General features: G+C 67.2%; 12 protein-coding genes. 2 read left to right on the forward strand and 10 right to left on the reverse strand.

Features of this window, described 5'->3' with window-relative positions; translation table 11 throughout:
* Nucleotides 1-183: 183 nt before the first annotated feature.
* Together AZC_RS09865 and AZC_RS09870 are read right to left on the reverse strand one after the other, a co-directional pair.
* A complete protein-coding gene (locus AZC_RS09865; protein ID WP_012170431.1) occupies nucleotides 184-837 on the reverse strand; it encodes an aspartate/glutamate racemase family protein in 654 nt (217 codons plus the stop codon).
* Entirely contained in the window at nucleotides 838-2,292 is a 1,455-nt protein-coding gene (locus AZC_RS09870; protein WP_012170432.1) for an MFS transporter, read from the reverse strand.
* 210 nt (nucleotides 2,293-2,502) lie between these two features.
* Here AZC_RS09870 and AZC_RS09875 point away from each other — a divergent pair, with 210 nt between their 5' ends.
* Nucleotides 2,503-3,345 (forward strand): MurR/RpiR family transcriptional regulator, encoded by an 843-nt coding sequence (locus AZC_RS09875; RefSeq protein ID WP_012170433.1) that lies wholly within the window; start codon nucleotides 2,503-2,505, stop codon nucleotides 3,343-3,345.
* A gap of 34 nt (nucleotides 3,346-3,379) precedes the next feature.
* Here the strand turns inward: AZC_RS09875 and AZC_RS09880 are convergent, their stop codons facing one another.
* From AZC_RS09880 to AZC_RS09900, 5 genes are all read right to left on the reverse strand, one after another.
* Nucleotides 3,380-4,165: a glucose 1-dehydrogenase gene (locus AZC_RS09880; protein ID WP_012170434.1), complete on the reverse strand. Its 786-nt coding sequence runs from the start codon at nucleotides 4,163-4,165 to the stop codon at nucleotides 3,380-3,382.
* 63 nt (nucleotides 4,166-4,228) lie between these two features.
* Nucleotides 4,229-5,344, reverse strand: a complete 1,116-nt coding sequence (locus AZC_RS09885) for an acetoin dehydrogenase dihydrolipoyllysine-residue acetyltransferase subunit (RefSeq protein ID WP_012170435.1) — start codon at nucleotides 5,342-5,344, stop codon at nucleotides 4,229-4,231.
* 116 nt (nucleotides 5,345-5,460) lie between these two features.
* Complete coding sequence (locus AZC_RS09890) at nucleotides 5,461-6,483, reverse strand: alpha-ketoacid dehydrogenase subunit beta (RefSeq protein ID WP_012170436.1); 1,023 nt, start codon at nucleotides 6,481-6,483, stop codon at nucleotides 5,461-5,463.
* Nucleotides 6,484-6,509: 26 nt separating this feature from the next.
* The gene (locus AZC_RS09895) at nucleotides 6,510-7,493 is read right to left on the reverse strand and encodes a thiamine pyrophosphate-dependent dehydrogenase E1 component subunit alpha (RefSeq protein WP_012170437.1); all 984 of its coding nucleotides are present in this window, start codon (nucleotides 7,491-7,493) and stop codon (nucleotides 6,510-6,512) included.
* Between the two features lie 16 nt (nucleotides 7,494-7,509).
* Nucleotides 7,510-8,541, reverse strand: coding sequence for an ATP-NAD kinase family protein (locus AZC_RS09900; RefSeq protein ID WP_043879165.1), 1,032 nt, complete (start codon nucleotides 8,539-8,541; stop codon nucleotides 7,510-7,512).
* Between the two features lie 318 nt (nucleotides 8,542-8,859).
* On the opposite strand from AZC_RS09900, the gene AZC_RS09905 reads away from it, so the two are divergent.
* Nucleotides 8,860-10,839 (forward strand): sigma-54-dependent Fis family transcriptional regulator, encoded by a 1,980-nt coding sequence (locus AZC_RS09905; RefSeq protein ID WP_012170439.1) that lies wholly within the window; start codon nucleotides 8,860-8,862, stop codon nucleotides 10,837-10,839.
* A 13-nt stretch (nucleotides 10,840-10,852) separates the two neighbouring features.
* Here the strand turns inward: AZC_RS09905 and AZC_RS09910 are convergent, their stop codons facing one another.
* From AZC_RS09910 to AZC_RS09920, 3 genes are all read right to left on the reverse strand, one after another.
* A complete protein-coding gene (locus AZC_RS09910; RefSeq protein ID WP_012170440.1) occupies nucleotides 10,853-12,250 on the reverse strand; it encodes a PepSY-associated TM helix domain-containing protein in 1,398 nt (465 codons plus the stop codon).
* Nucleotides 12,251-12,320: 70 nt separating this feature from the next.
* Nucleotides 12,321-14,540 carry a TonB-dependent receptor gene (locus AZC_RS09915; protein ID WP_012170441.1) on the reverse strand — a complete coding sequence of 740 codons (2,220 nt, stop codon included), beginning with the start codon at nucleotides 14,538-14,540 and terminating at the stop codon, nucleotides 12,321-12,323.
* Between the two features lie 129 nt (nucleotides 14,541-14,669).
* Nucleotides 14,670-15,053 (reverse strand): hypothetical protein, encoded by a 384-nt coding sequence (locus AZC_RS09920; RefSeq protein WP_043879166.1) that lies wholly within the window; start codon nucleotides 15,051-15,053, stop codon nucleotides 14,670-14,672.
* Nucleotides 15,054-15,304 lie beyond the last annotated feature (251 nt).

The raw sequence follows: 15,304 nt of genomic DNA on the forward strand, positions 1-15,304 counted from the left end.
GCGCGAGGGCCGCGGCCTTGCCGGAACGCTGCCCTTCTGGGCCGACGTCGCCCGCCGAACAGCGCTTCGCGACTGACACATGCAGCTAACCATATGGGACGCATATGAGCTTTTCGGTTTGAACGCTCCTTGGTACGGTTCGGCTGGAAACCGGCCGGTGGCCGACATCCAGCCGCGACAAGGTCAGGCGGCACGGTCGAGCAGATGCTCCACCGCGCACGGAATGGGACCAAGGACGGGCACCGGAAAGAGAGGGCGCAGCCGGTCTGCCGCCGCCCCCAGCGGCCCGCCGCCGATGATGACGGCCTCTGCGCCGTCGTCCTCGATGCTGAGGCGCACCAGTTCACCGAGGGTGCGATCAAGGGCTTCGGCGTTCCCGGCCAGCGCCCGCGCATCGCCATCCGAGCAGCGCGCACCGGCATAGAGACCGCCCAGCCCGAGCGCCTCGGCCTTGGCGGCAATGTGGTCGAGGAGGTCCGGCGTGACCGTCGCCACCGAGAAGCGCCTTCCGCCTCTGGCGGCAGCGAGCATCGATGCTTCGCAGATGCCGACGACCGGAACATCGACCTGTGCGCGCAGGGCATCGAGGCCCGGATCGCCATAAGCGGAGACGATGATGCCCAGGCAATTTTCGCCATGGGCGGCGCCCAGTTCCACCACTTCCGCCGCCGAGGCTTCCAGTTCCGGCACCGTGACGATCATGGCGGGGCTGCGGGTCGCCGTCGCGCAGACAATGGCAACCCGCTCGCCAGCGGCCCGCTCCGCGATCGCGCACATCATGTCCGTGGTCGCGGGGGAGCTGTTGGGATTGATGAGAAGAATATGAGGCTGTGACATTCAGGCGGTCGCAGGCTTGCCCTCTGTTTGCGGCGTCGGTGACAGGTCGTCCTCGACGGACCGGTTCACGTCTTCCATGGATTTGCCGTAGGTCTCCGGCCCGAGCTGGATGCAGAGCGCGAACACCGCATACATGCCGGCGGCCAGCGCGAAAACGCCCACCATACCGTAATGGTCGAACAGCGCCCCGGAGATGGTCGGAATGAAGGAACCAGCCGCCGAGCCGGTGGCGAGGATAAAGGCGACCCCGAACGCGCGGATGCGGGTGGGGTAGAGCTCGGGCGCATAGATCCAGATCGACGTGTTGAGCAGCAGCACGAAGAACTGGAACACGGCGCCGAACAGCAGCACCAGATAGATGTTGACCCCGAGATAGATGATGGACAGCGCGGCAACGCACGCCAGCACGGACCCGAAGGTCAGGACCCTCTTGCGGGGAAAGTAATAGCCGAAGCACGATGCCGCGATGGCGCCGAGGACACTGCCGCTCTGGATGATCATGGCGTAGAGCAGGCTGCCGGAATAGGTGTAGCCCATGGACACGAAGATGCTCGGCATCAGCGTCAGCACGGAGAGTTGGGCGCCGTAACTCATCAGGATGGCGATCGCGACGGCCACCGTCCGGCCGAGATAAGGCATGCGGAACAAGTCCCGCCAGGCGCTTTTCGGCGGCGGCTCCGCCGTGTCCGCCACGGTCAGGAAATTCTGGACGGGCACATCGGTGCGGGCGAGCGAACCGGAGGCGAGGCGCGACAGGACCTGATTGGCCTCGGCAATCCGGTTCTGCGCCACGAGGAAGCGCGGCGTCTCCGGGACCAGCCGGCGATAGAAGGTGACGAGGAGGGCAGGGAGGGCGAGGGCGGCAAACAGCCAGCGCCATCCGTTTTCGCCCGGAAACAACGTGAAGATCAGCAGGCCGAAGGCGGGGGCAAGGAAATTGCCGAAACCGCCCGCCGCCACGTTCACGAGGCCTGCCGCCGTGCCGCGGAAGCGGGGCGAGCAGAATTCGGCGAGCATGGTGACGGCGGTGGAGATCTCGCCACCGACGCCGAAACCGACGACCGCGCGCGCGAAGCAAAGGGCCGTGAAATTGGGCGCCACGGCGCAGGCGGCCGAGCCGATGGTAAAGAGCAGAAGGTTGATGGCCAGCATGACACGGCGGCCGTAGCGGTCGCCAATGATACCCGAGAGGAGCCGCCCGAGCGCCGCGCTGCCGAAGGTGATGGTGTTGAGGAAGCCAATGTCGGCGCCCGTCAGCCCCCACTGGGCGCGCAGGGCCGGGCCAGCGACGCCGATGGTGTTCTGCTCGAAGCTGTCGAACAGACAGCCGATGAGGATGAGCAGGATGATCTGTTTGTGGGCGCGGGTGAGGCCGATCTTGTTGAGAGCGCCTTCCAATTGTCGGATCGCGGGAGACGCGGGCTTGCCGGCCTCCACCAGTGCTTCAGCTGCCATGGTTCCGTCTCTGGTTATGAAATTATATTTTCAGATCGTAGCACAAGAAATCTCAGTTTCCAGTCGTGAAACGGCCATTCTGTCTATTTTTCTCGCGGTTGCGTGCTTGTCTAATTATTGGGCAGAAAGGCGTCCCAGCCTGTCCGTGCGTTTGCCGGCCCGACGGATGCCGGATAGGAAGCTGAAAATGAGTTTTCGTGGGAGCGCAGCATGATTGCCGATGGCCCTTCCTTCCTCGCGCGGGTCCGCGGCATCCTCGAAAGCCTCAGTCCGGCTGAACGGCGGCTCGGGGATTTCGTCTGCGACTTTCCCGGCGAACTGGCCGCCTATTCGGCCTCGGAACTGGCGGCCCTCGCGCAGGTGTCGAACGCGACCGTGTCGCGCTTCATCCGCCGGCTGGGCTATGAAAGCTATGAGGAAGCAAGGCGGCATGCGCGCGCCGAGACGCAGACCGGATCGCGCCTTTTCCTCGCCCGAGCAACAGACGCGCGCGGCGAGCAGTCGGTCCAGGCCCATGCGGCGCAGGGCATCGCCAATCTCGAGGCCACGTTCCAGTCGGTTTCGGAAGGGCAGATCAACAGCGCGGTCGAAGCCCTGCTCGGCGCCCGGAAGGTGTGGGTGCTCGGGTTCCGCAGCAGCCATCCTTTCGCGGACTATTTCCGCTGGCAGATGACGCAGGTGATCGAGAACATCGTCGCGATCCCGGGCGCCGGCGAGACGCTGGGCGAGCATCTCGTGAGCGTGCGCCCCGGGGATGTCTTCGTGGCCTTCGGGCTGCGGCGGCGCGTCGCCCATTTCGACGATCTCTTGGCCATCGCCGAAAAGAACGGGGCGAAGGTGCTCTACATCACGGACGAGGGGGCTCCCCCGCGCCCGACCGCGGCCTGGCATTTCCGCTGCCAGACGCTGGCGCCGGGGCCGCTGTTCAACCACGTGTCCGTGCTCGCCCTCTGCCATCTCCTCGTGACGCGGGCCATCGAGAAGAGCGGCGCAGCGGGGCGCAAGCGGCTGCGCGGCATCGAGGCCATCGGGGATAGCCTGGAAGAATTGTGACGCGCCGCCGCTGGACGGCGGCGCGCGGTTTTCCTCAGACGAGGACCATCCCGCCATCCACCAGCAGCGACTGGCCGGTCATGAAATCGGAGTCGGACGAGGCGAGGAAGCGCGCGACGCCCACCAGATCGTCCGGACGCGAGGCCCGGCCCAGCAGGGCACCGGCAGCAAAGCCATCGAAGGCTTCGTTTTCCTTGTGCGTCAGGCCGCTGTCGCGGAACCCCTTGTCGATGGTCTTCCACATGTCGGTGGCGACCACGCCCGGGCAGAAGGCATTGGCCGTGATGCCCTCCTTGCCGAAGGCGCGGGCGGCTGCCTGGGTGAGCGCCACGACCGCGAACTTGCTGGCGGAATAATGCGCGAGCGGCTCATAGCCCTGCTTGCCGGCGATGGACGCAGTGTTGATGATCTTGCCGCCACCGCCCTGGGCGCGGAAGGTCTTGACGGCTTCCTGCATGCCGATCAGCACGCCCATGGCATTCACATCGGTGACGAAGTGCCAGTCGTCCTCGGTGATGTCGAGGAAAGGGCGCGTCTGGGCGACACCGGCATTGTTGAAGAGAACGTCGAGGCGCCCGAAAGCGGACACCGCCGCATCGATCATGGCGCGCACATCGGCGCGGCGGCGGACGTCCACGGCGATTGCCTTTGCGGTTCCTCCGGCGGCGGTGATCTCGCCTGCCACCCGGTTCGCGGCCTCTTCTGAAAGGTCAGCCACGAGGATGCGTGCGCCATCGGCCGCCAGCGCCTTGGCGATGGCGGCGCCAATGCCGCCGGCGGCGCCGGTGATGACGATCGACTTGTTCTGGAGATTGGGCATGGGTCCTCCTTGGCCGTCCTGGGTCGGACGGCGCCTTGTTTCTGGAGAGGGGAGAAAAGCCGGTCAGCCGGCGATGTGCTTGAGCAGGAGTTCGTTGACCCGCCCGGCCTTTTCCATCTGCACCATGTGCCCGGCCTCCGGCAGTACATGCACCTGCGCAGTGTCCGCGAGCGCCTGAGCGTGGGCGGCGGGAATGATGCGGTCGCCCTCGCCGAAGACGACGAGCGTGCGTGTCCCCGCTGCGCGTGTCCGGTCGGCGAGCTGGCTGGCCTGCCGGCCATCGGGAAAGAGGCCGTCCGCAAGCGCCCGCAGGGCCGTATCGACACCATCGATGCGCTTGTATTTCAGCACGTCGTCCACCAACTGCCGCGTCACGGTGGACGGGTCGTGGAAGAGATGTTCCAGCACGGGCTTGAGCTCACGCCGTCCGGCGGCCGAAACGAAGCCGGCGATGTAATCGCCATTGATCTCCGGCCCGAGCCCGGCCGATGCAATGAGGGCAATCGAGGCCACACGGGACGGCGCATCGACCGCCACCCGCTGGGCGAGCGCGCCGCCCATGGAATGGCCCACCAGATGGGCGCGCGCGATGCCGAGGGCATCCATGAAGCCGAGCACGGCCGTCGCGAGGCCCGGCAGGCTGGGGTCGCCGAGCGCCTTCTCCGATTGCCCATGGCCCGGAAGATCGAGGGCATAGACGGTGGCGGCGGCGCCCAAAGCGTCGATATTGAACAGCCAGTTGTCGAGATCGCCGCCGAAGCCGTGGATCAGCAGTACCGTATCCTCGCCCTCGCCGCGGCGGGCATAGCGCAGGCGCCCGGCCGGCGTTTCGACGAATTCATAGCGTGGCCCGGCCTCCGCGGCGTCCTCCCCCTCCTCGGCAGGCACGGCATAAGCGGCGACAAAGGCGTCGATCTCCGCATCGGGCACATCATCGTCCGCGATGACGCCGATGAGCGCCTTCACGGGATAGACCGTCTGGGGCTCGCCGAGGACGCGCCGCAGAGTGCCGGCCTCGCCGGCTTCGACCACCCCGGCAATCTTGTCCGTCTCAACTTCGAGGATCTCGTCGCCGGCGGTGATCTTCGCGCCAGGCCGGACGAGCCAGCCCGTCACCTTGCCCTCCGCCATGGAGAGCCCCCACTTGGGCATGACAATGGGATTGATACGCGCGTTCATTCCTGTCTCCCTCGGCGCCGGGCCCGCGTGTCTGTGCGGCCGGTGCCGGTTTGAAGCTGAAGCTCTGGATGGTGGCCGGGACCGCCCTGAGGCGTCCCGGCCTTGCGGGGCGCGCCTCAGGCCGCGAGCGCCTTCGCGGTGATGCGGGACACCGCCGCCGAGACGGCGTCGGCGGAGGGGATGTAGAGATCCTCCAGCACAGGGGAGAACGGCACGGGCGTATGCGGGGCCGTCACCATTTGCGGGGCCGCCTTAAGGGCACCGAAGGCATGCTGGGTTACGTAAGCGGCGACATCGCTGGCGATGGAGCAGCGCGGATTGGCCTCGTCGACCACCACCAGCCGACCGGTCGCCTCCACGCTCTCGATCACCGTGTCCCAGTCCATGGGCGAGAGGGTGCGCAGGTCGATCACCTCCGCCTCGATGCCTCCCCGGCGCGCAAGGTCTTCCGCGGCCGCCAGGGCGCGGTGCACCGTGAGGCCGTAGCCGACGATGGTCACGTCCTTGCCCTCGCGGGCCACGTTCGCTTCGGCGAAGGGGATGGCATAGGCCTCTTCCGGCACATCGCATTCGTGGCCATAGAGGGCCTTGTGCTCGCAGAAGATCACCGGGTCGTCGTCGCGGATCGCCTGGATGAGCAGCCCCTTGGCGTCATAGGCATTGGAAGGACAGACGACCTTCAGCCCCGGAACATGGGTGAAGAGGGGGGTGAGCATCTGGGAATGCTGGGCGGCGGCGCGGAAACCGGCGCCGACCATGGCGCGGATCACCACCGGCGTCTTGGCCTTGCCGCCGAACATGTATTTGAACTTCGCCGCCTGGTTCAGGATCTGGTCGAAGCACACCCCCATGAAGTCGAGGAACATCAGTTCCGCCACAGGGCGCATGCCGCAGGCGGCGGCGCCGATGGCCGCGCCGATATAGGCGCTCTCGGACAGGGGCGTATCCATCAGGCGGTCGCCATGTTTGGCATGCAGCCCCTTGGTGACGCCGAGCACGCCGCCCCAGGCGTCCGCCTCGCCGGGCGCGCCGGCACCGCCGACGATGTCCTCGCCCAGCACGATCACCGTGGGGTCACGGCGCATTTCCAGATCCAGCGCCTCGTTGATGGCCTGCTTGTAGCTGATCTTTCGGCCCATGGCCGTCCTCCCTGTTTCTTGTGTGATCAGTAGGCGACGTAAACATCGGTGAGCAGCTCGCGCGCAGCGGGCAGGGGGGCCGCCTTGGCGGAGGCCACCGCATCGTCGATGAGCGTCGCCACCTCGCGGTCGATGAGGGCGAGTTCGGCGTCCGAGATCACGCCGGCGGAGGTCACGCGGCCGGCGAAGAGGGTGAGGCAGTCGCGGTTGGCGCGGTTGTAGTCGTTCTCGCCCTTGGCCTTGTACGTCTGGGCGTCGCCCTCGAAATGGCCGAAGAAGCGCACCATCTTGCATTCCAGCAGGGCGGGTCCCCCGCCGGTCCGTGCTCGCCGGATGATCTCGCCGGCCGCCTCATGCACGGCGAAGAAATCCGTGCCGTCCACGGTCACGCCCGGCAGGCCGAAGCCGGCGGCGCGATCCACATAGGAATCCACGGCGGTCGCATAATTCACGGAGGTGGATTCCGCATAGCCGTTGTTCTCCACCACGAAGATCACCGGCAGGTTCCAGATGGCGGCGAGGTTCATGCTCTCCAGAACCGTGCCCTGGTTGGAGGCGCCGTCGCCGAAGAAGGTGATGCCGACCCCGCCATCGCCTCGGAACTTTGCCGCCAGCGCCGCGCCGCAGATGAGCGGGGCGCCGGCGCCGAGAATGCCGTTGGCGCCCATCATGCCCTTGGCGAGATCGGCAATGTGCATGGAACCGCCCTTGCCGCGGCAGGCTCCGGTGGCCTTGCCGTAAATCTCCGCCATCATCTCGTGCACATCCACGCCCTTGGCGATGCAATGGCCGTGACCGCGATGGGTGGAGGCGATGCGGTCAATGTCGGTCAGGTGGGTCATGATGCCGGCGGCACAGGCTTCCTCGCCGGCATAGAGATGGACGAAGCCGGGAATGTCGCCCTTGGCGAATTCCACATGCAGCCGCTCCTCGAAATCGCGGATCGTCCGCATGGTGCGGTAGGCGGCGAGCAACTCCTCCTTGCTCAGGGGGAAAGGCGAATTGGTCATCAGGCACTCTCCATTGCTAGGCGTAAGCGTGAGACGGGACGGAGCGCAGCAGGCCGCGCGTGCCGGCCGTGCGCATGACCGCGGCGACATCGACGGTGCGGAAGGCGCGGTCGGCGAGGGAGATCGTGACGCTCTGGTGCGGGTCGAAGGAGAACTCCCGCTCGCCGTCGAGGGCGATGGAACCCGCCGGCAGGGTGGGCAGGCAGACCTCGCCGGCCGGCAGGCGGCGCCAGCCATCGACACCGATCGGTGCGACGAGGCCCGGGGCGATGGGCACCCGCACCACATGGCGGGCGGTGGCCTCGGGCGCGAGCCGCAGCGCAAGGCCGCCCGTCTCCCCACGGCCGACCGGTTCCACCAGCCCGGCAATGGCCGCCATGCCGATGCTTTCCGGGTCCGCGAAGGTGACGAAGAGTTCGCTGAAGGTCTCGGTGCGCCACAGCGCCCGTGCGCCCACGAAGCGGTCGGTGACGACGGCGACGTCCACCAGAGCGATTTCAGGCGCGCCCCCGTCGAGGCTTACCTCCAGCCGCTTGTTCCACGCATAGGCCGTGGCGGCCGAAACGGCACCCGTCACCGCAAGGCCGGTGGCGAGCCCCGTGATGGTCGGCTCGCGATGCTCGGGAAAGGCGTTGTTGGTGCCGGTCGAGATCCCCGCGACGGGAACATGGCCGCATTCGGCGACGACCGCGCGATGGGTACCATCGCCGCCCAGCACGATGATGGCGCCAACCCCCATGGCCGCCATGAGGCGAGCGGCCCGGCGGGTGTCTTCGACGGTGCCGCTCACCGGCATGTCGAGAAGGGTCAGATGCGGGAAGGGCTGCTCCTGTGCGGCGCGCTCCAACCCGCGCCGGACATGGGCGCCGATGCCGCCGCGCTCGGGCATCATGACGGCCTCGGTCACCCCGCAGGCGGCGAGGGCGGCGAGCGCGCGCAGGACGATGTTCGCCCGATCGGTGATCTGGAGACTGCTGGCGCGTGCCACCACGCGGCGGATGTCGCGCGCCGACACGGGATTGGCGATGATGCCCACGCTGGGCGGCATCCATTTTCTCCCTGACGTTTCCCTTGCGGCGCGAAATCTTCCGTCCCGTGCCATTGCCGGACACAACGCAAACAGCGGGCCAAACGCCGGCTGATGGCAAAGCCTTTGCTGTTGAAGGGAAATTCAGGAAGGGCCCTCTGTGGCGCGGCTGCGGCTGTGGCGCCACACCTGTTGCACGGGCCGCCACAGCTGTGGCGCGTGCGCTGCAAACCATTGCGGTGCAACGATGCGCGACGCTCCGTCAGGCTGCGCGTCACGCTTGCGATGGGGGGCGTTCGGGGCGACACTTGCGCAAAAGAACGATCTGGGAGGATCGTCATGCGCGAGGAACAGGCCGCTCATATCGATGAGCTGGTGCGGGCTGCCAGTGGCCTTGGCACGCGGCGCGACAGCATCATCGAGGAATCCTGGCGGCGGTGCGTCAACCAGCACAATCTCGATCCGGTGGTGCTGCGGGACCCCTGCATCCTTCCTCACCAGCGGCTGCGCGAGCATCAGGAGGCGATGGACGAATTCCTCCATACCGCCCGCTTCGGCGTGGAGACGCTCTACCGGGAGGTGGCGGGGCTCGGCTATGTGCTGCTGCTGACCGACGCCAAGGGCGTGACCGTCGATTTCATCGGCGATCCCACCTTCGACAACAATCTCATGCGGGCGGGCCTCTATCTGGGCGCCGACTGGAATGAGCCCCATGCCGGCACCTGCGCGGTGGGCACCTGCATCGCTACAGGCGAGGCGCTGGTGGTCCATCAGACGGACCATTTCGATGCCACCCACATTCCCCTGACCTGCACCGCCGCGCCCATTTATGACGCCCGCGGCTCGCTGGCGGCGGTGCTCGACATCTCGGCGCTGCGCTCGCCCGAGCCCAAGGAGAGCCAGCATCTCGCGCTGCAACTGGTGAAGAGCTTTGCGCGCAAGATCGAGAGCGCCCATCTGCTGAACCGCTTCCGCCGCGAATGGATTCTCAAGCTCGCGCCATCGCCGGAATTCGCTGATGTGGACCCGGCCTATGTGATCGCGGTCGATGGGGCGGGGCGCATTATCGGCTTCAACAATGAGGCGCGGCGCCTCCTGATCCGCGAGCTGGAGCGCCAGCCCGCCGGGCTGGACACGCGGACCATCGCCGGGCGCCAGCTCTCCGACTTCTTCGAGCTGGAGGTGGACGATCTGCCCCGGCTCGGCCATGCCCGACCGGTCACGCAGCGGATGGTCCGCTTCCGTGCGAGCGGGCTGCCGCTGTTCGCCCAGAGCCTCGCCCCGCCGGCGCGGGTCTCCGCCCCGGCCGTGCCGGCCGCGCCGCCGGACCTGCCCAAGCCGCTGCAGGCGGTGTTCCATGATGATCCCGCCATGGCGCAGGTGGTGGGGCGGGCCGCCAAGCTCGTGAACACCCAGATGAGCCTTCTCATCTGCGGCGAGACCGGCACCGGCAAGGAGCATCTGGCCAAGGCCATTCATGCCGCCAGCGGCCGGGCCGCCAAACCCTTCGTGCCGGTCAATTGCGCGGCCCTGCCCGAGACGCTGATCGAGGGCGAACTGTTCGGCTATGAGGCCGGCGCCTTCACGGGCGCTGCCGCCAAGGGCAAGCGGGGGCTCGTCAGCGAGGCGGATGGTGGCACATTGTTCCTCGATGAGATCGGCGACATGCCTTTGTCTTCCCAGACGCGCCTGCTGCGCGTTCTGGCGGAGCGGGAGGTGACGCCGCTCGGGCGGTCTCGTCCCATCCCGGTCAACATTCGCGTCATTGCCGCGACGCACCGCGATCTGGTGACCGAGGTGAAGGGGGGTAGGTTCCGCGAGGATCTCTACTTCCGCCTCAACGGAGCGATCCTGACGCTGCCCCCGCTGCGCCACAGGACCGATTTCGACTGGCTGGCCGACCGTATCCTTGCCGAGCGATGCCGTAGCCTGTCGCGGCGTATCGAGCTCTCCGCCGACGCACGGGAGGCGCTGCATGCTCATTCCTGGCCGGGCAACATGCGGGAGCTGCTGAACGCCCTCGACTATGCGCTGGCCGTTGCCTGCGGCCCCCTGATCGGCCGCGAGGACCTGCCGGATGGCATCCGCGCGGGCTGGCAGGGGCGGGATCTCGCTCCCGCGCATATTATGCAGGGCGTAGATGTGGCCGCTTCGTCCGAGCGGACCCGGCTTCTTGCCGATCTTCGCCGGCATGACTGGAACATCTCGGCGGTCGCCCGCGCCCTTGGGGTGGACCGCACCACGATCCACCGCCGCATGCGACGCCTGCAAATTGCCTCCCTGCGCGAGCGGAGCACCGGCCTGGCGGACGGGGATTGAGCGGGTCGGTCCATCAGGCCACCGGTCCCAATCCTTCCGCAATACGCCCCGCCAGGAGGTCGAGCCCGAGGACCGCGATGAGCGATACTCCGGCAAGCGGGAAGACAAGGCACAGCGCGAGAACGATCAGCGCCAGCACACGGAGCGTCGGACGGGCGATGGGCTTGGGCGCTCCGAGGCGCCCCGCTGGACGGCGGCGCCACCACATGATCGGGCCGGAGATGCAGAGGAAGACGATGGCGAGGCAGGGCAGCAGCATCACGAGCTGGTTGGGCAGGCCGAAATAATTGCCCATATGCAACTGCACGCCGAGTTCCACCGCCTTCGCCATAGGCCCGTAGTCCCCGAAGCCGATGTCACCCAGCACCTGGCCGGAGTACTGGTCGATATAAAGGGTGCGCTGGCCTTCCGGCTGGTCCGGATAGACGAAGGCGATATAGGTGCCGAGCGCATCGCGCGGCAGGCTCAGCCGGTAGGGGGCGGACATGCCGGCATCCGCGATCACTTGAGCCGCGGCATCGAGGCCGATGGGCTGTGGCGTGCCGGCGGCGCGCGGCGCGGGCGCTGTGCCATGATGATGTGCGTGCGGGTCCGCGGCCTGCGATGACGGGGCGGGCTCATTCTCCAGCGTCCAGGGGGCGGCGCCGTCGCTCGCCTCCTTGATCGTCAGGTGTGACTGGAGGGTGGCACCATGGGTGCGGAAGGTGGCGGGGTAACCGATGCCGGCGACATCGGCGCCGGCCCGCAGGAGATCGCCCCAGATGCCCGCCCAGGGCAGCCCGGTGAGGATGAGGAAGAGCACAAGCAGGGCGCTCCAGAAGCCCACCGCGCTGTGCCAGTCCTTCCAGAATGCCCGCTTGCGCAGGCCGGAGCGGGGCCGGAACAGCGGCGGCTTTCCCCCGCGCGGCCACCACAGGAAGAGGCCGGTGACCGTGAGGATGAATCCCCAGCAGGCGGCCAGTTCCACCACCGCATCACCCAGCGGCCCCAGCATCAGCGAGCCGTGGGCCACATCCGCAAAACCCACCAGCGTATGCGTATAGACATACGATCCCAGCACCTTGCCGCTGCCGGGATCGACGAAGACGCGCAGGGGTGCTCCACTGGGCGGCGCGACGAATACCTGCACGCTGCGGCCCGCGGCGGTAGGCGTGTCGATGCGCGTGACGGTGCCGCCCGGTACGGACGCGGCGGCAGCGCGCGCGATCTCGCTCAGAGGAATCTCAGTGGCGCTGGCGGGCACGAGCCGCAGGTTGGGATAGACGAGGTCGTTGATCTCGTCGTTGAACAGGTAGATGGCGCCGGTCACTGCAAGGATGACCAGAAACGGCGCGCAGACGAGACCGGCATAGAAATGCCAGCGCCAGACAGCACGATAGAAAGCGGTGGCGGACCAGACAGCGTCGCGCACGGCTCATCTCCCGCATTGGGACAGAAGGGGCGGGCGGAAGCCGTGGCTCCGCCCGCCGGGGATACGAGGCTCAGAACTTGGCGGCGTAGGACAGCTCGACGCTTCGGGGCGCGCCCAGGAAGACCTGGCTGGAGCTGTAGCCGGACCAGTCCGCATAGAAGGCGTTGGTCAGGTTGCGCCCGCGCAGCCGCAGGGTGCCGCGGCCGATCTCATAGCTCGCCCAGGCATCCAGCACGGTGTGACCCGCCACCTCGATGGTGTTGGCATTGTCCGTGTAGAAGGAACTGACGTACTGCACCGATGCGCTCAGCGTCATCGGCAGCGTCGGCAGCTTGTAGTCCGCCATCAGGAAGTAGGTCCATTCGGGCACGTTGGGCGGCCGGTTGCCGGCGAGATTGGAGCCTGCCGACCAGAGCTGCGTGAATTCGGCATTGATGTAGGACGCATTCGCCGTGAGCTTGAGCTGGTCTGTGATGGCCACAGCCAGTTCCGCCTCGGCGCCGCGCGAACGCATGCTGCCGCCCTGGACGGTCAGCGACGGATTGGCGGGGTCGCGGGTCAGGATGTTGTATTGCTCGATCTGGTAGACCGAGGCCGTCGCCACCGCCCGGTTGTCCCAGAAGGTCGACTTGATGCCCGCCTCGATGGAATTGCCGGTCGAGAGCTCGAAGCTGGCATTGGCCAGGTTGCTCAGCAGCAGCGTCGTGACCGGGACGGTGGCCTGATTGTACTGCGCGAACAGCGCCGTGCCGGGCGTGATGTTGTAGACGGTGCCGAGCCGCCAGGTCACGCTTTCGTAATTGTTGCCGAAGCTGGAGGTCGACAGCGTATTGAGATTGTAGATCTGCCGGTCGAGCTGGATCGCCTCGTAGCGGATACCGCCCACCACCAGCCAGTTGGAGGTGATGTTAATGGCATCCTCGGCGAAGACAGCCGCCTGATCCACCTGGCTGTCGTAATTCTGCCGGGTGGAGAAATTGGCGGATGTATCGACCGGGAAATAGCCCCGGTTGGGGAAGTAGGGATTGACGGGCGTGGTGGTGCCGAAGCGCCGCTCGGAATCGAAGTTCGTGTGGATGTAGTCCGCGCCGATCGCGAAGCGGTGGCGCATGTTGGCGATCATCCCATCATATCGGGCGCTGAGCTGATCGGACCACACCTGCTGGTCGTGGGTGATGAGGGTGGTGGTGCGGTCGAGCAACCGGGTGGCCGGGTTGTAGGTGAAGTCCTCGGAATTGGCCCAGCGCCGGTCGGCGGTGTAATAATTGAGGTCGTTCCGCAGCGTCCAGGTGTCGGTCAGTTCGTATTCCGTGCGGTTGCGGGCCCACACCGCATCGGATTTCATCTCGCCGTTGAGGACGTTGTAGTTGCGGTTCCACAATGCCCGGTCGATGACCATGCCGCCGGGCGCGGAGACCACGCTGGACGGAGAGAGCGCCGCGGAGCGGGCGATGAGCGGCGTGCCCTGATAGGGCGTCTGGTAGTCGTCGTGGAAATAATCGACCGACGTGGTGGTGGTGAGCCGGTCCGACAGGGCGACGGTGGCGCCGAGCGTGATGGCGGCCGTCTCGGATCCGGTGTCGGTGATATAGCCGTTGGACTGGCTGTAGAGCGCGCTGGCGCGCACGGCGGCGTTCTGGCCGAGGGCGACATTGTAGTCGCCGCCCACCCGCAGCGTATCGAAGCTGCCGTAGCTCAGGAGCGCCTGCCCGGTGTTCTGGCCGAGGATGGGCTGCTTGGTGACAAGATTGATGGTGCCGGCCAGCGCGCCATTGCCGGAGATCACCGAAGCCGGGCCCTTGAGCACCTCGACCCGGTCGAAGCTGAAGCTGTCGTAATTGCGCGAGACCATCAGCGGATCGGGCACCTGCATGCCGTCCAGCATGTAGCCGACCGCGCCGCGTGAAAAACCGCGGATGGACGTGACGCCGGGCTCGCCGGGCAGATTGCCGGACATGACGCCGGGCACCGAATTATAGACCTCCGTGAGCGTGCGCAGCCCGCGATCCTGCATCTGCTGCTGGGTCACGATGTCGATGGCGGCCGGCGTCTCGAACGGTGTCAGGCCGACCAGCGTGCCCGTCTCGTTCTTGAGGTTGAGCCGGGCGATGTCCGGCAGCACCAGTTCCTCCGCCGGTGAGACGGCCTGGACGGAAACCGTCGGCAGCTCGACGGCGCTCTGGGTCGGCGATGGCGCGGCCTGCTGGGCGAAGGCGGGGGGAGCGACGGTTCCGGCAAGAAGCAAAGCGATGCCGGCGCGCGAAACGCGCGGCGTGAAAGGGCGAAGCATGGGGTTTCCACCTTGATGTGCGGGGACGGCGAGCGGCCGCGCGCTCGGACGGCGGTCCGCGGCCCGGATGGGCGTGCAGGATCGCTCGCGAACCAGAGACGCGCGCGGGACCGATGCGGGGAGGCCGTATCAGGCGGAAAGAGGGGGGCCTCGGGCGTCGAAGGAGGACGCGACGTCCCGGCGGACAACGCCCTCCAGTGCCGGGGGCGGCAGAGGCCGCACGAGGCTGTAGACGAGCGGGCTGAAGCGCGTGGTTGGCGGGGGCAGGAGCCCGGCCCAGCCAAGCATGGTGCAGCCGACGATGCAGCACGGCGGCAGCTTGGGGGCCGGATCACCGGGCGTCCCGGTATCCGCGCTTGTTCCCGAGGGGGCGCAGAGCGTGAAATCGTGCGCGGTGCCATCCAATTGGATCTGCGCGCCCGCGAACACGCCAGTGACGAGCAACTGTACGACGAGCAGATACGCCGCGCCCAGCGCGGTCAGATATCTCCAGGTCGATAGATGGCGCCCCACTGCACACTCTTCCACAACGAGTCAGGAGACCCCTTATAGGTCAACTGCAACGGCCGTTCTTCGTAATTGGTCGGGTGCGACATTGTGTCGAGGCGGTGGGAAGGTCGCGACAGGCGGAGTACGCAACGCGCCGGGACGCCGTCGGCAAGGCGGCGGACGGGCGTCAGGAGCGGCCCGCCATGGCGCCGACGATCTCACCGCGCCGTGGTTGTGACCACCCGTCCGGCCCCTTGACGGCCGGACGGGGGCGT

It is taken from the genome of Azorhizobium caulinodans ORS 571, from assembly GCF_000010525.1.
GTDB classification, from domain to species: domain Bacteria; phylum Pseudomonadota; class Alphaproteobacteria; order Rhizobiales; family Xanthobacteraceae; genus Azorhizobium; species Azorhizobium caulinodans.

Coding starts and splice junctions, on each gene's coding strand:
- AZC_RS09915 (WP_012170441.1), bottom strand. CDS start 14,540: ATGCTTCGCCCTTTCACGCCGCGCGTTTCGCGCGCCGGCATCGCTTTG.
- AZC_RS09900 (WP_043879165.1), bottom strand. CDS start 8,541: ATGCCGCCCAGCGTGGGCATCATCGCCAATCCCGTGTCGGCGCGCGAC.
- AZC_RS09905 (WP_012170439.1), top strand. CDS start 8,860: ATGCGCGAGGAACAGGCCGCTCATATCGATGAGCTGGTGCGGGCTGCC.
- AZC_RS09895 (WP_012170437.1), bottom strand. CDS start 7,493: ATGACCAATTCGCCTTTCCCCCTGAGCAAGGAGGAGTTGCTCGCCGCC.
- AZC_RS09875 (WP_012170433.1), top strand. CDS start 2,503: ATGATTGCCGATGGCCCTTCCTTCCTCGCGCGGGTCCGCGGCATCCTC.
- AZC_RS09885 (WP_012170435.1), bottom strand. CDS start 5,344: ATGAACGCGCGTATCAATCCCATTGTCATGCCCAAGTGGGGGCTCTCC.
- AZC_RS09890 (WP_012170436.1), bottom strand. CDS start 6,483: ATGGGCCGAAAGATCAGCTACAAGCAGGCCATCAACGAGGCGCTGGAT.
- AZC_RS09880 (WP_012170434.1), bottom strand. CDS start 4,165: ATGCCCAATCTCCAGAACAAGTCGATCGTCATCACCGGCGCCGCCGGC.
- AZC_RS09865 (WP_012170431.1), bottom strand. CDS start 837: ATGTCACAGCCTCATATTCTTCTCATCAATCCCAACAGCTCCCCCGCG.
- AZC_RS09870 (WP_012170432.1), bottom strand. CDS start 2,292: ATGGCAGCTGAAGCACTGGTGGAGGCCGGCAAGCCCGCGTCTCCCGCG.